This window comes from Aliidongia dinghuensis, assembly GCF_014643535.1.
In the GTDB taxonomy this organism is placed as follows: domain Bacteria; phylum Pseudomonadota; class Alphaproteobacteria; order ATCC43930; family CGMCC-115725; genus Aliidongia; species Aliidongia dinghuensis.
This window is the reverse complement of record NZ_BMJQ01000005.1, coordinates 332,950-352,001: the sequence shown is the minus strand read 5'-3', so window position 1 is coordinate 352,001 and position 19,052 is coordinate 332,950. Positions and strand designations below refer to the sequence as shown.

General features: G+C 68.6%; 16 protein-coding genes. 9 read left to right on the top strand and 7 right to left on the bottom strand.

The features are described from left to right. Window positions 1-51 precede the first annotated feature (51 nt). Together fumC and IEY58_RS12125 are read left to right on the top strand one after the other, a co-directional pair. Window positions 52-1,452 (top strand): class II fumarate hydratase, encoded by a 1,401-nt coding sequence (gene fumC / locus IEY58_RS12130; RefSeq protein WP_189045983.1) that lies wholly within the window; start codon window positions 52-54, stop codon window positions 1,450-1,452. 50 nt (window positions 1,453-1,502) lie between these two features. Further along, window positions 1,503-1,715 carry a ribbon-helix-helix domain-containing protein gene (locus IEY58_RS12125; RefSeq protein WP_189045981.1) on the top strand — a complete coding sequence of 71 codons (213 nt, stop codon included), beginning with the start codon at window positions 1,503-1,505 and terminating at the stop codon, window positions 1,713-1,715. 194 nt (window positions 1,716-1,909) lie between these two features. Here IEY58_RS12125 and IEY58_RS12120 read toward each other — a convergent pair whose 3' ends face one another. After that, window positions 1,910-5,320: an AsmA family protein gene (locus tag IEY58_RS12120; RefSeq protein WP_189045979.1), complete on the bottom strand. Its 3,411-nt coding sequence runs from the start codon at window positions 5,318-5,320 to the stop codon at window positions 1,910-1,912. Between the two features lie 185 nt (window positions 5,321-5,505). On the opposite strand from IEY58_RS12120, the gene IEY58_RS12115 reads away from it, so the two are divergent. The 3 genes from IEY58_RS12115 (at window position 5,506) to IEY58_RS12105 (ending at window position 8,064) form a co-directional block, all read left to right on the top strand. After that, window positions 5,506-5,679, top strand: a complete 174-nt coding sequence (locus tag IEY58_RS12115; RefSeq protein ID WP_189045977.1) for a DUF4169 family protein — start codon at window positions 5,506-5,508, stop codon at window positions 5,677-5,679. Between the two features lie 53 nt (window positions 5,680-5,732). Continuing rightward, the gene (locus IEY58_RS12110; protein WP_229743668.1) at window positions 5,733-6,752 is read left to right on the top strand and encodes an MBL fold metallo-hydrolase; all 1,020 of its coding nucleotides are present in this window, start codon (window positions 5,733-5,735) and stop codon (window positions 6,750-6,752) included. 85 nt (window positions 6,753-6,837) lie between these two features. Continuing rightward, entirely contained in the window at window positions 6,838-8,064 is a 1,227-nt protein-coding gene (locus tag IEY58_RS12105; protein ID WP_189045973.1) for an MFS transporter, read from the top strand. An 11-nt stretch (window positions 8,065-8,075) separates the two neighbouring features. Here the strand turns inward: IEY58_RS12105 and IEY58_RS12100 are convergent, their stop codons facing one another. The 6 genes from IEY58_RS12100 to IEY58_RS12075 form a co-directional block, all read right to left on the bottom strand. Next, the gene (locus IEY58_RS12100; protein ID WP_189045972.1) at window positions 8,076-8,549 is read right to left on the bottom strand and encodes a YybH family protein; all 474 of its coding nucleotides are present in this window, start codon (window positions 8,547-8,549) and stop codon (window positions 8,076-8,078) included. Window positions 8,550-8,692: 143 nt separating this feature from the next. Then, a complete protein-coding gene (locus IEY58_RS12095; protein ID WP_189045970.1) occupies window positions 8,693-9,109 on the bottom strand; it encodes a hypothetical protein in 417 nt (138 codons plus the stop codon). Window positions 9,110-9,268: 159 nt separating this feature from the next. After that, entirely contained in the window at window positions 9,269-10,024 is a 756-nt protein-coding gene (locus tag IEY58_RS12090; RefSeq protein ID WP_189045968.1) for an SDR family NAD(P)-dependent oxidoreductase, read from the bottom strand. Between the two features lie 146 nt (window positions 10,025-10,170). Then, window positions 10,171-11,586 (bottom strand): FAD-binding oxidoreductase, encoded by a 1,416-nt coding sequence (locus IEY58_RS12085; protein WP_189045966.1) that lies wholly within the window; start codon window positions 11,584-11,586, stop codon window positions 10,171-10,173. Window positions 11,587-11,695: 109 nt separating this feature from the next. Continuing rightward, window positions 11,696-13,879 carry a xanthine dehydrogenase family protein molybdopterin-binding subunit gene (locus IEY58_RS12080; RefSeq protein ID WP_189045964.1) on the bottom strand — a complete coding sequence of 728 codons (2,184 nt, stop codon included), beginning with the start codon at window positions 13,877-13,879 and terminating at the stop codon, window positions 11,696-11,698. Between the two features lie 14 nt (window positions 13,880-13,893). Continuing rightward, complete coding sequence (locus tag IEY58_RS12075) at window positions 13,894-14,349, bottom strand: (2Fe-2S)-binding protein (RefSeq protein ID WP_189045962.1); 456 nt, start codon at window positions 14,347-14,349, stop codon at window positions 13,894-13,896. 258 nt (window positions 14,350-14,607) lie between these two features. Between IEY58_RS12075 and IEY58_RS12070 the strand changes: the two genes are divergently transcribed. From IEY58_RS12070 to IEY58_RS12055, 4 genes are all read left to right on the top strand, one after another. Continuing rightward, window positions 14,608-15,399, top strand: a complete 792-nt coding sequence (locus IEY58_RS12070) for a molecular chaperone DjiA (RefSeq protein WP_189045960.1) — start codon at window positions 14,608-14,610, stop codon at window positions 15,397-15,399. Next, window positions 15,399-17,249 (top strand): ATP-binding cassette domain-containing protein, encoded by a 1,851-nt coding sequence (locus IEY58_RS12065; protein ID WP_189045958.1) that lies wholly within the window; start codon window positions 15,399-15,401, stop codon window positions 17,247-17,249. The genes IEY58_RS12070 and IEY58_RS12065 overlap by 1 nt, the downstream gene beginning before the upstream one ends. 159 nt (window positions 17,250-17,408) lie before the next feature. Then, on the top strand, window positions 17,409-18,323 hold the full coding sequence (locus tag IEY58_RS12060; RefSeq protein WP_189045956.1) for a glutaminase: 915 nt from the start codon (window positions 17,409-17,411) through the stop codon (window positions 18,321-18,323). Window positions 18,324-18,336: 13 nt separating this feature from the next. Next, complete coding sequence (locus tag IEY58_RS12055; protein WP_189045955.1) at window positions 18,337-19,002, top strand: N-acetylmuramoyl-L-alanine amidase; 666 nt, start codon at window positions 18,337-18,339, stop codon at window positions 19,000-19,002. The last annotated feature ends 50 nt before the right edge of the window (window positions 19,003-19,052 follow it).

Below are 19,052 nucleotides of genomic sequence, written 5' to 3'. Positions count from 1 at the left end.
GACCGGGCTCCCCGGCCGGCGGCATAGACCCTTCGACAAGGATGACCCAAGATGACTTCCGAGACCGCGACCCGCATCGAAACCGACACGATGGGCGAAGTGGCCGTGCCGGCGGACCGATATTGGGGTGCCCAGACTCAGCGCTCGTTGCAGAACTTCAAGATCGGCGGTGAGCGCATGCCGGCGCCGCTGGTACGCGCGCTCGGCATCCAGAAGAAGTCTGCGGCGCTTGCCAACCTGGCGCTCGGCAAGCTCGACCAGGCGGTCGCCGACGCGATCGCCAAGGCGGCCGACGAGGTCATCAACCTCACGCTCATCGACCATTTCCCGCTCGTCGTCTGGCAGACCGGCTCCGGCACCCAGACCAACATGAATGCGAACGAGGTCATTTCGAACCGCGCGATCGAGCTCCTGGGCGGCGTCGTCGGCTCGAAGAAGCCGATCCACCCGAACGATCACGTCAACTACGGCCAGTCGTCGAACGACAGTTTCCCGACCGCCATGCACATCGCCGCTGCCGAGCAGGTCGCGCACCGGCTGCTGCCGGCGCTGAAGCACCTGCACCAGGCGCTGGACAAGAAGGCCAAGGAATTCGCGTCGATCATCAAGATCGGCCGGACCCACCTGCAGGACGCGACGCCCGTCACGCTCGGCCAGGAATTCTCGGGCTACGCGAAGCAGGTCGAGTACGGCATCGCCCGCGTCGAGGCGACGCTGCCGCGGCTTTACCAGCTGGCCCAGGGCGGTACCGCCGTCGGCACCGGCATCAATGCCGCCGTGGGCTTCGCCGAGGCCTTCGCCAAGGAGGCGGCAAAGCTCACTGGCCTGCCCTTCGTCACGGCCGAGAACAAGTTCGAGGCGCTGGCCGGCCATGACGCGCTCGTCGAGCTGTCGGGCGCGCTCAACACCATCGCGGCCTCGGCCATGAAGATTGCGAACGACATCCGCCTGCTCGGCTCCGGTCCGCGCTGCGGCTTCGGCGAAATCCATCTGCCCGAGAACGAGCCGGGCTCGTCGATCATGCCAGGCAAGGTCAATCCGACGCAGGCTGAAGCGATGACGATGGTTGCGACTCAGGTCATGGGAAACCATGTCACGGTGACAGTCGCCGGAAGCCAGGGTCATTTCGAACTGAATGTGTTCAAGCCCGTTATCATCTTTAACGTGCTGCAGTCGATCCGGCTCCTGGCCGACGCAGCCGAAAGCTTCGCCGATAACTGCGTCGTGGGCATCGAGGCCAACGGCGACCGTATCGAGAAGCTGCTCCATGAGTCGCTGATGCTCGTCACGGCGCTCAATCCGCACATTGGTTACGACAAGGCCGCGAAGGTCGCCAAGAAGGCGCATGCCGAGGGCACGACCTTGAAGCAGGCGGCCATGTCGTTGGGTTTTCTTAGCGATGAGGAGTTCGATCGTTGGGTGCGTCCGGAGAGCATGCTGGGTCCGCGTTGACCCGACCCACGCCAATCCCCGACGCGGGAGAGGCGAACGGCGCGCAGGCGATGCGCAAGCGATCCGTCGTGATCGCCGGCCATCGCACCAGCGTGTCGCTCGAGACCGCGTTCTGGGCCGGATTGAAGGAGATCGCCGAGCAGCGCGGCCTCTCCGTCAACCGGCTCGTCGAGACCATCGATGCGGCGCGCGGCACGAATCTGTCGAGCGCCATCCGCGTCTTCGTCCTGCAGTGCTATAAGGGCGAAACCGCGAAGAACTAGAGCCGGATCGGCTTGAGTGGAATCGCGTTGCGATCCGCTCAAGCCGTGAATCCGTCTCTAATCAAATGTTTAGAGCGCGATTCACGCATTGGCTGGTTCCAGCCAATGCGACCGCGCTCTAGGGCGGGATCCGATCGCGACGAAACGTCGCGGCTGGCCCGTCCGCGGGATCTCGAGGACGAGAGCACCTGGCATCAGGGCTTCTTCGGCAGAAGCCCCTTGAACAGGTCTTGCAGCTGCTGGGCCGGCTTTTGCTGTTGCGGTTGTTGCGACGGCGAAGCCGGCGCTGCTTGCTGCCCCGTCAGGCCCTGCAACAGGGACCCGACACCCTGGCGTTGCGCATAGGCGGCAAGGCTGTTCACGTCGATGCGCTTTTCCGGCTTGTCGAGCGGGCCGTCGAAGCTCATGGCGATCGGCGGCAGGTCGGTACGCCCGGCGAGCGCCAGCGCCGCCTTCCCCTCGATCGTCCAGGCCGGCAGATTGGCCGTCACCTGGGCTGTAAGATCGCCGCCATCGGCCGCCAGATGCGCCTCGTTCGACCGGATGACGCCGCCGGCGATCGTCGCCGTCGCGTCGAGCGCCGTGAAGCGCGTGCTGCCGCCGGCCTGCACCGCCTGGATCACCGCCACCAGGTCCTGCGGCCCTTTGAGCGCCTTCAGCCGATCGTTGACCGCCGGAAGATCGAAACCGGTGAGCGCCCCGTCGCGCGCCGAGAGCGACGCCTTGCCACCGAGGGCCGCGATCAAGTCCGCCTCGGACGTGCCGTTCGCGGTCAGATCCGCGTCGAGCTGGCCCTTGCCGGCGGTGAGTGCTGCAGCCCCCGTCTGCTGCGCCAGATCCTTGAGGTCGAGATCGCGCCCGGCAAGGGTCAGCGCCGCGGCCCCGGCCTGACTCAGGCTGCCATGCGCGTCGATCTTGCCGCCGAACAGGCCGCCCATGAGCGTGTCGAGCCCGAGCGTGCCGCCCTTGAGCGCGAAGCCCAGCACCGGCTTGTCGAAGTGCCAGGGACCGGCAGCGGCCGAGTCCGCCGTGAGCTTCACCTTGGCGTCGATGATGCTCAGCCACGAAAGATCGAACTTCGCCCGCGACCAGTGGCCGGGCAGCGGACCCGGATCGCCGAGCGCCGCGTAGCGCACCGGCCCGTCCACAGCGGCAGACTCCCGCGCGGGCAGGAACGGGTCGAATACCAGGTCGCCGCCGGTGAGATCGGCGTCGAGCCGGGCCGGATGCGCCGTGCCGTCGAGCGACAAGGTGCCGGCCACCCGCTGCTCGCCGACGGTCAGGGATAGCTGGTCCAACGTCAGATGCTGCGGGTCGGCATCGACCGCCGCGGCGAGCTGGACCGCGCCGAGCGCCCCGCCGGCCGGGCGATAGAGCGGCGCCACGATCGCCAGCAGACGGGCGGCCTCCGGATGGTCGAGCGTCGCCGTGCCGACGAAATGCGGCGCTGCGCCAAGGGCGAGGCGGCCCTTGGCCGTGCCACGCGCCTCCTCGGCCGTCAGCGTCGCATCGATGCCGGGCGCCAGCGGCTGCCCCTGGGCCCGCAGGTCGAGGGTATAGGCGCCGAGCCGCCCTGCAGTCTCCTGCCCGCCCAGGCCCAGGAAGGTCAGAAGCGGCACCGCGCTGGGCCCGCCCGCCGTCACCCGGCCAGTGAGCGTTGCCGTCGTGCCGAGCCCGCCGGACCAGCGGCCTGAAAGCGCCAGGCTGCCGCCGCCGAGATCGCCGATGCGCGCGTCGCGCAGCTCGACCGCGCCCCGATCGACGAGGCCGGCCAGATGCACGGCTTTCAGCAGCTGGCCGCGCCAGGTGACCTTGTCGAAACTCAAGTCCAGGTTGGCCGCCACGAGCGGCAGCAGCGCCGCGGCCGTCGCAACCGTCGGCGACGGGCCGGCGGAAACCGCTGCCTGCCCACCGCCCGATTGCGGCAGCGGCACCATGGTCTCGCCGGCGAGATAAGCGTCGAGGTTCAGCTGGTCCCCGGCGAGCCTGAGGCCAATCCCGGGCCGATCCCCCAGGACCAGGTTGGCGGCGCCCTTGAACTGGCTGCCGTCGAGCTCCAGCTCGATGCCGGTCGCCGAGACCCGCTCGCCTGCAGGATCGCCAACGACATCAAGCGTCGTCGACAGGCTCGCCTGGCGCAGCCGGTCGGCCGGCACGCCGCCGAACTTGAGGCCGGCCCAATCGCAGAGCGCGCGTAGATTGTCGGTCTCGGCATCGGCCGTGCCGGTGAAATGCCCGATGCCGAACGCGTCCGCGACCTGGCCGCTGACGCTCATGTCGGTGCCGCCGGGCAGCTCCGCCGTTGCCTGGTTGATGGTCACCGTGCCCTGGTCGATGCCGCCGTTGAACCGGGCCTGCCGGATGAGGCCGTCGTGCCAAGCCAGAAGCTCGACCGAGAGATCGAGCCCGATATGGAGAGCGGCGAAGCCCCGCGGCATGGCCGAGGGCGCCCCGCTTGACGTTCCGTTCGGCATCCCCGTCGCGGCCGAGACGGCCGGCGCTGAGGGGGCAGCCGCATTGCGTCCGGCCGGCGGCGGCGCGAACCAGGGCGCGAGATCGAGCCGGTTTACGTCGAGCGCCAGATCGATCGCCGGCCGCTCGCCGTCGTGGGCCGCCGTGCGGATATTGAGCGTGCCGATGCCGTGGCTTTCATCGAAATCGACTGAGAGATCGGCGAGGTCGAGCCTGCCCGGGTCGGCGTCGAGTGTGCCTTCGAGCGCCAGGCGCCGGTCGAGCGCGGCCGGCAGCGCCGCCGCCGTGAACGGCGTAAGCGCGGCGCGCGCACTGTCGGCGGCGAGTTTGAGCTTGCCGCCGGCGCGGGCCCCGTCCGCCCCACAGCCGGCTGTGCCATCGAAATCGAGCGAGGCCCGGCCCGCATCGGCCGTCGCGTGCAGCGACAGAGGGATCGCCTTGGCACAATCGAGCGCACCGACCCGGCCCACGACATGCAGTCGGTCCTGGCCGAAACCGGCATCGGCCGAGCCGGAAACGGCACCGCCGGGCGATGTCGTCACATCGAGATCGAGATGCTCGAGCGTATAGGTCTGGCCGCCGTCGCGATAGGTGACGCTGCCGTTCGTCACCCGGACATGCTCGACCGCGACCGAGAATTTGCTCGTGGCCGACGGCGCCGTCTGGGGTGCTCCCGCCGGGGCCTGCCCGGGGGTGGTCCCTTGGGGCGCCCCGGGCGCCGGCCCCGGCGACGGGGCGGGCTTGGCCGGCGCCTGGGCGACCGGCTTCGCCGGGCCGAGCGGGCCTTCGAGCATCACGACCGGATCGCGCACGGTGACCGCCGTCGCCTCGACCCGGCCGCCGAACAGCGGCATCAGCGCCACCTCGACCTGGACGGCACCGGCGCGCGCAAGCTCCGGAGCACCCGGCGTCGCCGCGGCGGTGACGTGGATGTCTGCAACCGACAGGCTCGGGCTCGGCAGGACCGAGAGCGACACGGGCCCGCGGATCGCGACATTGTAGCCGGTGGCGGTCCGGAGCCGCTCCGTGAGGAAGGCGGTCAGCTGTTCGGTGCCGATGACGCGCGGCACGACGACGACGGCCGCGACGAGCAGCACCAGGGCGACGACGATGACGATCAGCAGCTTACGCACCCGTACCCTCCTGAGATGGAGTGCCGGCCTTCAAGCACCCGCGCCCGAATTCCAGGACCTTCCGCCGCAGACGCCGGACGCCTGCCACACGGACGCCTACCACACGGACGCGTGCCGATGCTTTGACGGATGAACGGCTTGGACTTAAGCTTGGCTCCGGACTTCCCCAAAAGGAGGCACCTTCGATGGGCGACGTCGTCAATTTGAACAAGTTTCGCAAGGCCCGCGAGCGCCAGACGGCGGATGCGCAGGCCGCCGAAAACCGCGTGCGCTTCGGCCAGTCCAAGGAAGCCAAGGCCAAGCTGCGCACGGAAGCCGAGCAGGCCCAAAAGGATCTGGACGGCAAACGAGTGGATTGAACTATATGCCATCCGACCGGGTCTCTGAAAGGGCGTGGGGTGGCGAGCTACCAGTGACGACCGAGCTCGAACGCCCGAGCCACCATACCCGGGTCGGGTTCCGCAATCCGGCGGGATCGCCGGAGCGGCTGCGCCAGCGCAATCGGCTGCTGAAATTCCTGTGGCGCCAGCGCATCCATGCCAGGACCTACGACGTGCCCGCGGGGCATGTCCTGCCGATGGGCGCCGTGCTCTACGGGCTCGATGCCGCGCTGGGTCACGACAGCGTCACCTGGCTGGGCCATGCCGCCTTCCTGGTCCGGCTCGCCCGCCAGACCGTGCTCATCGACCCGTTCCTGTCGGAATATGCCTCGCCGGTCCAGGGCATCGGCCCGCGCCGTTTCACGCCGCCAGGCCTGCCCGCGCACGCGCTGCCGGCGATCGACGCATTGCTGGTCTCCCACAATCACTACGATCATCTCGATACCGAAACGATCGAGGCACTGCCGCACAAGGCTCATGTCAGGGTGATCGTGCCGCTCGGGCTCGGCCGCTTCTTCCGGTCGCGCGGCTATCGCTTGGTCACCGAGCTCGACTGGCATCACCAGGCCTCCACCGGGCCGCTCACCGTCACCGCGGTGCCGGCGATCCACCGCTCCGCCCGCACGCTCATCGACCGCAACCGCACGCTCTGGGCCGGCTTTGTCATCGAGAGCGACGAGCGGCGGCTCTATTTCGGCGGCGATACCGGCTATGGCGCCGTGTTCACCGAGACCGGGCGGCGCTATGGTCCGTTCGATCTCGCCATGCTGGGCATCGGCTGCTATGCGCCGCGCGCCGCCATGCACATGAACCACGCGAACCCGGAGGAAGCGATCCAGATCGCGCTCGACCTCAAGGCACGCCATGTCATCGGCATGCACTGGGGCACCATCGTCATGACCGTCGAGCCGCCGTTCGAGCCGCCGGTGCGCTTCCGCAAGGCGGCGAGCCACGCGGGCTTCACCGCCGAGACGGCCTGGCTGATGAAGGTCGGCGAGACCCGGCTTGTGCCCATGGGCGCCAAAAGGGCGGCGGCCGCAGCCGCTCGCTGAATTCAACAGCAACAAGCGGAGCGCGAGCGGCTGGACGCTCGCCTAGCCTCGGTCCCGATCGAACCATTCGAACGGGATCCGCATCATGCCGCCGTCCAACCTGCCCACCGCGTTCCGGCGGCTCGCCTGGTCCAACCTCGCCGCGCAGTCGGCCGAGCAGATCGGCCTTGCCGCGGCCCCCATCATCGCCGTCCTGAGCCTCGGCGCCGGCGTCGGCGAGACCGGCCTGCTGCAGATGGCGCAGACCCTGCCGTTCCTGCTGCTCTCCTTCCCGGCCGGCATGTTGGCCGACCGCACCTCGCGCCGGCACCTGATGGCCGGTGCCGAGGCGCTGCGCACGCTCTCGCTCGTCGCCGTCCTTGCGCTCGCCTGGACGGGGCTCCTGAGCCTGCCGCTGCTGGCGCTCCTGGGTTTCATCGGCGCAACCGGTACGGTCGCCTACACCGTCGCCGCCCCGTCCCTGGTGCCGGCCCTGGTGCCAGGCAGCCAACTGGCGCAGGCGAACGGCAAGATCGAGCTCGCCCGGGCGGTGGCGTTTGCCGCCGGCCCGGCGCTTGCCGGCGCGCTCATCGCCCGGCTGGGGGCCGCCCCCTCCTATGGCGTTGCCGCCGCCCTTTCGATCGCGGCCGTGCTGCTGCTCTCGGGCATCGCCGAGCCCGCGCGGGCGCCCGCCCCGCCGCGCCGGCTGCTGCAGGACCTGCGCGAAGGCGCCGGCTTCGCCTGGCAGCATCCGCTGCTGCGGCCGATCCTGCTGACCGCCGTGTTCTTCAATCTCGCCTGGTTCGTGCTGCAGGCGGTCTATGTGCCCTATGCCGTGCATCACCTGCGGCTCACCGCCGACGAGATCGGCGCCACGCTCGCGACATATGGCGTCGGCATGGTGGCGGGCGCGCTCGCGGCACCGCGCATCGCGAAGGCGCTGCCGTTCGGTACCGTCATCGCCATCGGGCCGCTCGCCGGGCTCTCGGCGGCGCTCGTCATGGCGGCAACGCTCTGGGTGCCGTCGATGGGGCTCGCCTGCCTCGCCTTCTTCCTGATCGGCTTCGGGCCCATCCTGTGGGTGATCAGCTCGACCACCCTGCGCCAGGCCGTGACGCCGGACGCGCTCTTGGGCCGGGTCTCGGCCATCATCACCATGGCGACGGCCGGCGCCCGGCCCGTGGGAGCCGCGATCGGGGCCGCGATCGGCGGCGGCTATGGGGCGGAGACCTGCCTGCTGGTCGCGGTCCTGGGCTTCATGGTCCAGGCGCTCGTCATCCTGGCCTCGCCCGTGGCCCGTCTGGCGTTCCTGCCCGAACGGGCCGGGGCTTGAGCCGCCAGAGCTCAGCGAGCCTTGACCGGCCGGTTGCCGTGGCTGTCCTGCGGCACGCCCCGCTGCAGCGACATGTGGGAATGAATGCCAAGCCAGCCCCCGTCGGCCTGGCGGGCGAGAATGATCGTCGCCCGCCCCGGCCGATCGAAGCGGTTGCCGTCCGGCTGGAAACCGGTGCTGGTCCAGGGCGTGATCACCGTTGCCATGGTGCCGTCGGGGCTGGCCAGGACTGCCGTGTTATCGAGATCGAACGCGAAATCCGCCGTGCGCGGCCACACATTGTCCCACTGCATCTCGGTCCAGCGCGCGCGGCCGCGGACAAGTTCCTGATAAGTACCGAACACGATGATGTCGGGATGCCAGAACGGGCGGGCAGCAGCATAGTCGACCGCCCTGACGCAGGCGGCGAACCGCTCGAGCCAATCGAAGATCGAGCGGGTGGTCGCCGGATCGGCAAGCGGCAGGGCGGCGGCGTCCTCGCTCATGTTCTTCCTCGCTTCGCGATTGTGGAAGTCGATCAGGCCAGGAACCCCGCTGCCAAGTCAAACGGGATAGCGGCTAGGCGATCGTGACCATGGCCACCGCCGGTGCCCGATCGGTTGGGGGCAGCGAGCGGCGCAGTCCGGTCTTACGACAGTTCAAACAGCGCCGCGGTGGTCGCAGTCGACAAAAGCGACTGACTGTTCGAACCGAACACTTGCTTGGTACTGGCCGTGGCCTGCTGCTCCGCCTGGTTCCGCATGGTGTTCTTGATCTGCTGCTGCAGGGCTTTGGCGACCGCCGCCTCGACCTGGGCGAGCTTGTCGGGGCTCAGGTTCTTCAGGTCCCCGTCCTTCAGTCCCATGGACTGGAGGACCTGCTCCTCGATCTTCTTCTCGGCCTGCTTCTCCTGATACTTGAGCAGCCCGCCGGCGCCGCCCTGCGCGATCTCGTCGATGACGGAACGCGGGTCCGTACGGTCCTGACCGTTGATGGTCTGCTGAATGAGATCGCGCGCGGTCGCATAGGAGGACGACCAGCTTGGCGAGATCGGACCGATCGACATGCGTTGCAATCCAAGCTTGTTCGGATTGCTTCGACTGACGCAAAGGGAGTGCCAGCCTTGCCCGCCGCGGCGCACCTGGGGTTGGCGCGGCGGCGGGGCGGCATAAAAATCTAACTCGGCAAAATTTGCCTAGCTGGCGGCAAATAATACCGCCGTCAACTAGACACCCAGCAGCTGCCCGCCGTCCGCGACGATGGTCTGCCCGGTGACCCAGCGCGCGAGCGGGCTCGCCAGGAACAGCACCACGTCGGCGACCTCCTCGGGAAGGCCCAGCCGGCCGAACGGGATGCTGTCGAGGATGCGGTTGTAGAGGTCCGGATTGCTGGTGCGCCGATCCTCCCAGGTGCCGCCGGGAAACTCGATCGAGCCGGGCGCCACGCAATTGACGCGCACGCCCTGGCGCGCCAGGAGCGCCGCCTGGCTCGTCGTATATTGAATGACCGCCGCCTTGACCGCGGCATAGGGCACGGAGCGGGTCGACGGCCGGTAGCCCGAGATCGACGAGATGTTGACGATCGAGGCGCCGGGGTTCTTCAGCAGAAACGGGATGGCTGCGTGCGAGGCGCGGACCGTCGCCATGATGTCGACGTTGAGGCTCTGCGCCCAGCCCGCCTCGTCGTCGGTCGCGCCAAAACCGGAGGCGTTGTTGACCAGCACGTCAATGCCGCCCAGCGCCTCGGCCGCGGCTGCGACATAGCCCGTGATGTCGGCCTCGACGCCCAGGTCGCAGGTCGCGGCGTGGGCCTGCTGGCCGAAGGCGGAAAGCTCGGCCCGCGCCGCCTCGAGCGCGGCCGCGCCCCGAGCGCAGATCGAGACCTTGGCGCCGGCCCGGGCGAAGCCCAGCGCGATCGAGCGGCCGATGCCCTTGCTGCCGCCCGCGACGACGACGCGCTTGCCGGTGAAATCGAACGACATGAGGAAAGCTCCTGGAATCGAGTTTCTATCCGTCGCTCCCGCGGAGGCGGGAACCCAGCAAGAGCCGCGTCCGCGGCGACGAGACTCTCGTCCGCGCTGCCGCGCGTAATGCTGGATCCCCGCCTGCGCGGGGATGACGATGGAAGCTAGTGATTGGCCCCGAGCCGGATCACCTTGCCGGGGTTCATCAGGTTGTGCGGGTCGAGCGCGCGCTTGATCTCGCGCATGACGCCGATCGTCGCGGGCCCGTGCTCCTCCTCAACGAAGCCGATCTTGCCGTAGCCCACGCCATGCTCGCCGGTGCAGGTGCCGTCGAGCGCCAGGGCACGCTTCACCATGCGCTCGTTGATCGCCGCCGCCTCCTCGAACTCCTCCGGCTTGTTCGGGTCGAGAATGAAGCAGAGGTGGAAATTGCCGTCGCCCACGTGACCCACCAGGCAGACCGGCATGCTGGCCGTTTCCAGATCCTTCTTCGTCTCGTTGATCGCCTCGGCCAGGTTCGAGATCGGCACGCACACGTCGGTCGCCCAGCCCTTGGAGCCGGGCCGGAGCGAGAGGCCGGCGTAATAGGCGTCGTGCCGCGCCTGCCAGAGCTTCGAGCGCTCCTCGGCCGAGCTCGTCCATTTGAAGCCCTCGCCGCCGTTGTCCTCGGCGAAGGAGGCCACCATCTCGGCCTGTTCCTTGACCCCGGCCGTGGTGCCGTGGAATTCGAAGAACAAGGTCGGCGCCACCTTGAGGTCGAGCTTCGAATAATGGTTGCAGGCGTTGATCTGCACCTCGTCCAAGAGCTCGATGCGCGCGACCGGCACGCCCGCCTGGATGGTCGAGATCACCGTGTCGACCGCGGCCGCGATGGTCGGGAACGCGCAGACTGCCGACGAGATCGCCTCCGGAATGCCGTAGAGCTTGAGTGTCACCTCGGTGATGACGCCGAGCGTGCCTTCGGATCCGACGAAGAGCCGCGTCAGGTCATAGCCGGCAGACGACTTGCGCGCCCGGCTCGCCGTCTTGATGACGCGGCCGTCGGCCAGCACGGCCGTCACCGAGAGCACATTGTCACGCATGGTGCCGTAGCGCACCGCGTTGGTGCCCGATGCGCGCGTCGCGGTCATGCCGCCGATCGACGCGTTGGCTCCCGGGTCGATCGGGAAGAACAGGCCGGTGTCGCGCAGATATTCGTTCAGCTGCTTGCGCGTCACACCCGGCTGCACCGTGCAGTCGAGATCTTCGGGCGAGACGCGCAGCACCTGGTCCATCTGGCTCACGTCGATTGAGAGGCCGCCCTCGCGTGCCGCCACATGGCCCTCGAGCGAGGTGCCGGTGCCGAACGGGATGACCGGCACCTTGTACTCGGCGCAGAGCTTGACGGCCTCCGCCACTTCCTCGGTCGAGCGGGCGAAGAACACGGCGTCCGGCGCCTCGATCGGGTGATAGGATTCGTCCTTGCCATGCTGGTCGCGCACGGCCGCCGCCGTCGACACACGGTCGCCGAACCGTTCCTTCAAGCGTGCGATCATCCGCTCCGTCGGCACTTCCCGCCGACGCATCACTTCAACAGCCATTCAATCCTCCCGGTGCGCGCACCCGCTTGGGCGCCGCGCCATTCCTCAGACGAGAGAATGGACCCGCGCTTGCCGGCGAGCAAGCCGGGAGGATTGCGACTTGATATCTTCACGCCCGCCCGGAGAGGTCCGTGTTCTTGATCGGCAGGGAGCGGATGCGCTTGCCGGTCGCAGCGAAGATGGCGTTGCAGAGGGCCGGCGCGATGGGCGGCGTACCCGGCTCGCCGATGCCGCCCCATTTGCCGCCGCCCGACAGTGCCAGATAAGTCTCGATTGCCGGCGCGTCGGCGAAGCGTACCATCTGGTACTCGTCGAAGTTCGCCTGCTCGACGCGGCCGTCCTTGATCGTGATTTCGTCATAGAGTGCCGCCGTCAGCCCATAGATGACGGCGCTTTCGATCTGCATCTCGACCGTGCGCGGGTTCACGACATGGCCGCAGTCGACCACGGCCACGACGCGCGGCACCTTGATCTCGCCCTTGGGACTGACCGCGACCTCGACGATCTCGCCCACGATGGTGCCGAAGCTCTCGTGGATCGCGATGCCGCGTCCCTGGCCGGCCGGCAGCTTCTTCGACCAGTCGCCCTTTTCGGCAAGCGTATCCAGCACCTTCAAGAAGTCAGGCTGGCCGGCGAGCAGCGCGCGCCGGAACTCATATGGGTCCTTGCCGGCCGCGACCGCCATCTCGTCGACGAAGCTCTCGAGCGCGAAGGCGTTCTGCGAGCTGCCGACCGAGCGCCAGAACATGACCGGCACATGGGTGTTCTTGAGGATGCAGTCGACATTGAGGTTGGCGACCGCATAGGGCACGTTCGCCAAGCCTTCGACCGCCGACGGCTCGACGCCGCTCGTCACCGGGTCGCGGCCGAGCGAGCGGCTGATCGAGCCCACGGCCGTGCGCATGTCCCAGGCGACCGGCATGCCGTCGCCGCCGAAGCCGGCCTTGAAGCGGATCGCCGCCTGCGGCCGGTAGCGGTCGTGCTGCATGTCCTCCTCGCGCGTCCAGACGAGCTTGACCGGCTGGCCCACCGCCTTGGCGACGATGACCGCCTGGGTCAGCTCGTCGTTGATCGCGCGCCGGCCGAAACCGCCGCCCAGGAAGCAATTATGGATGAACACCTGCTCCGGCTTCATGCCGGCGGCGGTGGCGGCGCGCTGCAGCGCGCCGTCCGGGTCCTGGGTCCCGATCCAGGCGTCGAGCCGGTCGGCCTGGACGTGGACGGTGGCGTTCAGCGGCTCCATCGCCGCATGGGCGACGTGCGGCGCCTCGTAGAGCGCGTCGATCTTCTTCGCCGCCTTGGCGAGCACGCCCGCGGGATCGCCCAAATGCTTGGCATTGGCCGCCGGCCCATCGAGGGCGGCGCGATAGTCCTTGCGGAACTGGTCGCTGCTGGTGCCAGCGCCGGCCCCCTCGTCCCAGGTGATGACGAGATCGCCGACCGCCTCCTTGGCGCGCCAGAAACTGTCGGCGACGACGGCGACGCCGCCCGGGATCGGCACGATTTGCTTGATGCCGCGCCGGCCCTTGACCTTGCTGTCGTCGACCGCCTTGACGGTGCCGCCGAACACGGGGCAGGTCGCGACGGCGGCGTAGAGCATGCCGTCGAGCCGCGTATCGATGCCGAACTTGGCCGCGCCGTTGATCTTGTGCGGCGTGTCGAAGCGCGCCTGCGGCGTGCCGATCAGGCGATATTGGTCCGGCGTCTTGATCGCCGGCTCCTGGGCCAGCGCAACCTTGGCCGCGGCCGATGCCAGCACGCCATAGCCCAGGCTGCGCTTCGTTGCGGCGTGGCTGACCTTGCCGTCGCGCGCCGTGCACTCGGCCTCGGCGACACCCCATTGCTTGGCCGCGGCGGCGATCAGCCGAGCACGCGCGCTGGCGCCGGCCTGCTGCAGATATTCGCGCGAGCGCCGGACGGCGCCGCTGCCGCCGGTACTCATGGGACCATACGGCTTGCTCTCGACAAAATTTCGGTGCGCATCGGCATATTCGGCGCGCACCTTGGTCCAGTCGCACTCGAGCTCCTCGGCCACGATCATGGGGAGCGCGGTCAGAATGCCCTCGCCCATCTCGGACTTGGCGACGCGGATGATGACGCTGTCGTCCGGCTCGATCAGGATCCAGGCATTGACCTCGGCCGCCTTGCCGTCGCCCGCGGGCTTGAAGGGCGCAGCGTCGATGCCGAAGGCGGCGACACTCTCGGGCAGCGCCACGCCGATGGCGAGGCCGCCGGCGGCCGAGAGGCCGGCCGTGATGAAGAAGCGGCGCGAAAGCGGGGCCAGATGGGTCATGGCACGCCTCCCCCTCAAGTCCGCATCAGCGCGGCGGCGCGATGGATCGCCTTGCGCATGCGCGGATAGGTGCCGCAGCGGCAGATGTTCGACAGGTTGGTGTCGATATCCGCATCGGTCGGCTGGGGATTGGCCTTGAGGAAGGCAGCGGCGGCCATGATCTGGCCCGACTGGCAGTAGCCGCATTGCGGCACGTCTTCGGCGAGCCAGGCGCGCTGGACCGCGTGGCTCGAGTCGGGCGACAGGCCCTCGATCGTCGTGATCTTGCTGCCGACCGCGGCCGAGACCGGCAGCGAGCAGGAGCGCTGGGCCTCGCCGTCGACATGGACCGTGCAGGCGCCGCATTGGCCGATGCCGCAGCCGTATTTCGTGCCGGTCATGCCGAGCTCGTCGCGCAAGACCCAGAGCAGCGGCATGTCGTCCTCGACATCGAGCCTATGCTGCCGGCCGTTCACGGTAATCTCGATCATCGCCTGGAAGCCCCTTGTGGAGACAGGGACGCGAACTAACTGCAACTACCGCAGCGGGACGGGCGCGCCCGGAAAGATTGTCCGCCGCCGTGGCATAAACTTAGATCACGAAGCGTCGAACCGCGAGAAGGTGCGGGCACCCTGCGACGCTTTGCCCCCGGGAATCCTGGGGGCTCTATTGCATCGCACCCTCGTTTCTTGACGAGAGGCGATCCGCCCCGCTATGCCGTATCCTGTGGTGAAGGAGTCGATCCGACCGTGACAATTTGGGCCCGCATCGTCGAAGGCGTGCAGGAACTGTCCTGGGGCAATCTGTTCGGCCTCGAGGATCCCTCGATGCGCCTGCTCGACGCCGACGCCACGCGCACGCGCCAGCTCGCGCTCGCCGAGGATCAGGCGCGCGCCGACGAACGGCCGCAGTCGACCAAGCAGGTGGGCTTCACCATCGCCGTCATCGCGCTCGGCGCCAAGATGGCGAAGGCCGACGGCACGGTGAGCGCCGTCGAGATCGACGCGTTCCACGAAGTGTTCCAGGCACCGCCGGAAGAGCGCGCCAACGTCGAGTTCTTCTTCAACCTGGCCCGGCGCAGCATGATCGGCGCCGAAACCTACGCGCGGCAGGTAAAGCGGCTCCTGGGCGAGCACAAGTCGGTGCTGGAAGACCTCATGGGTGCGCTCTTCCACATCGCCAAGGCCGATGGCGTCATTACGCCGGCCGAGGACGAGTATCTGCGCCAGATCGCCGAGATCTTCGGCTTCGAGGAGCGCTGCTACCGGCGTCTGCGGGCCTACCACGTGGGCTCGGAGCATGCGCCGGTCGTCGAGGAGGATCCCTATCTGATCCTGGGCGTCGACCCTTGGGCGGACATGGACACGATCAAGAAGCGCTGGCGCGAGCTCGCCCGCGACAACCATCCGGACCGGGCGATGGCAGACGGCCTGCCGGCGGAATTCATCTCGATCGCAACCACCAAGCTCGCCCTCATCAATGCGGCCTATGACCGGCTGGTGGCGCAGCACGAGGCATCACAGCCCAAGGGGACGGCCTGATGGCGGTGGCCCCGCCGCTCCTGGCCCTGCAGAACGCGACCCTCACCTTCGGCGGCAGACCCACTTTCCAAGAGGCGTCGGTCGCGGTCGCGCGTGGCGAGCGGATCTGTCTGGTCGGCCGCAACGGCAGCGGCAAGTCGACGCTCCTCAAGTGCCTGGCCGGCCTGATCGAGCTCGACGCCGGCGAGCGCTTCATCCAGCCGGGCGCCCATGTCGCCTACATGCCGCAGGAGCCGGTCTTCGAGCCGACGATGACCATCGCCGAGCATGTGGCCGAGGGCCTGCCCGGTCACGAGCAGGACGGGGCGACGCGCTACAAGGTCGAGGCGATCCTGGCCGAGGTCGGGCTCGATCCCGATCGCAAGCTCGTCGATCTCTCGGGCGGCGAGGGCCGCCGCGTGTCGCTCGCCCGTGTGTTCGTGGCCGAGCCGGACGTGGTGCTGCTCGACGAGCCGACCAACCATCTCGACATCCCGGCGATCGAATGGCTGGAAGCGCGGCTTGTGGACTATCGCGGCGCCATCCTGATGATCAGCCATGACCGCGCGTTCCTGAACCGGCTCTCGCGCCGGGTGCTGTGGCTCGACCGCGGCCGGCTGCGCTCGCTCGACAAGGGCTTCGCCGCGTTCGACGAATGGTCGGAAGGTGTGCTCGCCGCCGAGGCGGCGGAGGAAGTGCGGCTCGACAAGAAGCTCGCGTCGGAGACGATCTGGCTGCGCCAGGGCATCTCGGCCCGGCGCACGCGCAACATGGGGCGGCTGCGCGCCCTCATGGACCTGCGCCAGGAGAAGGCCGAGCGGGTCGGCATCCGCCAGGCCAAGATCGGCACGGCCGCCGTGACCGAGTCCGGCGGCCAGCTGGTGGTCGAGGCGAAGCACATCGCCAAGAGCTTCGAACAGGTGCCGCCCGACGGGGGCTCCGAGACCAAGCTCATCGCCAAGGATTTCTCGACCAAGGTCGTGCGCGGCGACCGGATCGGCATCATCGGCGCCAACGGTGCCGGCAAGTCGACGCTCCTGAAGATCCTGACCGGCGACCTGGCGCCGGACGCCGGCAAGATCCGCTTCGGCGTCAATCTGGTGCCGGCCTATTTCGACCAGCACAGGAGCCGGCTCGACGGCGAGGCGAGCGTGCGCGACAACCTGACCGAAGGCCGTGGCGACCAAGTGTTCGTGCGCGGCCAGCCGCGCCACGTCAATTCCTACATGCGCGACTTCCTGTTCGAGGACCGCCAGGCACTGACGCCGGCCAAGGCGCTGTCGGGCGGCGAGCGCAACCGCCTGCTCTTGGCCAAGGTGCTGGCGCAGACCTCGAACCTGCTGGTGCTGGACGAGCCGACCAACGACCTCGACATGGATACGCTCGATCTCCTGGAAGAGGTGCTCGCCGACTACGACGGCACGCTGTTCCTGGTCAGCCATGACCGCGACTTCCTCGACCGGCTCGTAACCTCGGTCATCGCGGTCGAAGGCGACGGCGAGGTTGAGGAATATGTCGGCGGCTATAGCGACTATCTGCGCCAGCGCCCGACGAAGACCGAGCCGGCCAAAGCAGAGCAGGCCAAGGCGGCACCGAAGGCCACCCCGGCACCGGCCAAGGCCGAGAAGCCGAAAGCGGCGCGCCTGGGATTCAAGGAACAGCATGACCTGCAGCGCCTGCCGGGCGTGATCGAGGCCCTGGGCCAGGAACAGACGGCCCTGCAGAAGGCGCTTGCCGACCCGCAGCTCTATGCCCGCGACCGCGCCGCGTTCGAGCGCGCGACCGCCCGCCTCGACGCGCTCCAGGCCGAGCTCGCGGAAGCCGAGGACCGCTGGCTGGAACTCGAAATGAAGAAGGCGGAGCTGGGGTAGAACAAACCCTCGCCCGCTTGCGGGAGAGGGTGCTGAGCAAAGCGAAGCGGGTGAGGGTCGCGCCGCCTGCACTACCCTCACCCTTCCCAACCCTGACGGGCCGGGCCCCTTCCCTCTCCCGCCCGCGCGGGCGAGGGAGCCTGGGAGGCGAGACGACGGATGGAATACAGCGAACTGCTCGAAAACATCGTCCACGAGATCCGGCCCTATTTCGGCAGGGGCAAGGTCGCCGATTACATCCCGGCGCTGGCCAACGTGCCGCCGGCCAAGTTCGGCATGGCGATCGCGACGATCGACGGCGCGGTCCATACGATCGGCGAAGCGGAAGAGCCGTTCTCGATCCAGAGCATCTCCAAGGCGTTCACGCTCATGCTGGCGATGCGGCTGGTCGGCGACGAGCTCTGGACGCGACTGGGCAAGGAGCCGTCGGGCAGCAAGTTCAACTCGCTGGTCCAGCTCGAATATGAAGAGGGCGTGCCGCGCAACCCGTTCATCAACGCGGGCGCGCTCGTCGTGACCGACTGCGTCATGTCGCACTGCCGGGCGCCGCGGAACGCGATCCGCGACTATGCCCGCGTGCTGTCGCGCAACTTCGCGGCCGACTTCGATCTGGAGGTGGCCCTTTCCGAGCGCGAGACCGGCTTCACCAACGCAGCCCTCGCCAATCTGCTGGCGAGCCACGGCCGGCTCGACAATCCGGTCGCAGCCGTGCTCGACACCTATTTCCATCAATGCGCGCTCGCCATGAGCTGCGCCGATCTCGCCCGCGCCTTCCTGCCGCTCGCCAACCGCGGCATCTCGCCGATCCTGGAAGAGGCGGTGCTGACCGAGCGACAGGCGAAGCGCATCAACGCGCTGATGCTGACCTGCGGCATGTATGAATCGGTCGGCAGCTTCGCCTATCGCGTGGGCCTGCCGGCGAAGAGCGGCGTCGGCGGCGGCATCGTCGCGGTGTTGCCCGGCAAATTCTGTGTGGCCGTCTGGTCGCCGGAGCTCGACCGGTCGGGCAATTCGCTGGTCGGCACGGCGGCGCTCGAAGCGCTGACGCGGCTCACCCAGCTGTCGATCTTCTGATGCCCGGACTGTCATGAAGATCATCGAGCGCCCGTCGCCCAACTTCGAGCCCCGGTCAGCCCCCGTCGACATCCTGCTGCTGCATTACACGGGCATGGCGACAGCGGAGGCGGCGCTCGAGCGGCTCTCAGACCCGGTTGCCCGCGTCAGTTGCCACTGGCTCATCGACGAGGACGGCACGGTCTATCGGATGGTCGACGAGACGATGCGCGCCTGGCATGCCGGCCTTTCGTTCTGGGCCGGCGAGCGCGACGTCAATGGCCACTCGATCGGCATCGAGCTGGTCAATCCCGGCCACGAGTGGGGCTACCGTCCCTTCCCGCCGGCGCAGATGGCGGCGCTTGCGGAGCTTGCGGCCGGCATCCTCGCGCGCCACGCCATCCAGTCCACGCGGGTGCTCGGCCATTCCGATGTGGCACCGGAGCGCAAGCAGGACCCGGGCGAGCTCTTCGACTGGGCCTGGCTCGCCGCCCGGGGCATCGGGCTCTGGCCCGCGGCCGACGCGCCAGCGATGCCTGTCACGGCTGAGGCCGGCCTCCTCGCGATCGGCTATGAGGCAGCCACCCCGGCGACCGTCACTGCGTTCCAGCGCCGCTATCGCCCGGGCCGGATCGATGGCGTCATCGATCCGGAAACCGCGCGCCGGGTCGGCCAGGTCGCGTTCGCGCACTGCGTCTGACGTTCTGTCATGGGATTTCATGGGCCATGGGATTTCATGGGACGGACGCC

Coding starts and splice junctions, on each gene's coding strand:
- fumC (WP_189045983.1), top strand. CDS start 52: ATGACTTCCGAGACCGCGACCCGCATCGAAACCGACACGATGGGCGAA.
- IEY58_RS12125 (WP_189045981.1), top strand. CDS start 1,503: ATGCGCAAGCGATCCGTCGTGATCGCCGGCCATCGCACCAGCGTGTCG.
- IEY58_RS12115 (WP_189045977.1), top strand. CDS start 5,506: ATGGGCGACGTCGTCAATTTGAACAAGTTTCGCAAGGCCCGCGAGCGC.
- IEY58_RS12105 (WP_189045973.1), top strand. CDS start 6,838: ATGCCGCCGTCCAACCTGCCCACCGCGTTCCGGCGGCTCGCCTGGTCC.
- IEY58_RS12100 (WP_189045972.1), bottom strand. CDS start 8,549: ATGAGCGAGGACGCCGCCGCCCTGCCGCTTGCCGATCCGGCGACCACC.
- IEY58_RS12095 (WP_189045970.1), bottom strand. CDS start 9,109: ATGTCGATCGGTCCGATCTCGCCAAGCTGGTCGTCCTCCTATGCGACC.
- IEY58_RS12090 (WP_189045968.1), bottom strand. CDS start 10,024: ATGTCGTTCGATTTCACCGGCAAGCGCGTCGTCGTCGCGGGCGGCAGC.
- IEY58_RS12085 (WP_189045966.1), bottom strand. CDS start 11,586: ATGGCTGTTGAAGTGATGCGTCGGCGGGAAGTGCCGACGGAGCGGATG.
- IEY58_RS12080 (WP_189045964.1), bottom strand. CDS start 13,879: ATGACCCATCTGGCCCCGCTTTCGCGCCGCTTCTTCATCACGGCCGGC.
- IEY58_RS12075 (WP_189045962.1), bottom strand. CDS start 14,349: ATGATCGAGATTACCGTGAACGGCCGGCAGCATAGGCTCGATGTCGAG.
- IEY58_RS12065 (WP_189045958.1), top strand. CDS start 15,399: ATGGCGGTGGCCCCGCCGCTCCTGGCCCTGCAGAACGCGACCCTCACC.
- IEY58_RS12060 (WP_189045956.1), top strand. CDS start 17,409: ATGGAATACAGCGAACTGCTCGAAAACATCGTCCACGAGATCCGGCCC.
- IEY58_RS12055 (WP_189045955.1), top strand. CDS start 18,337: ATGAAGATCATCGAGCGCCCGTCGCCCAACTTCGAGCCCCGGTCAGCC.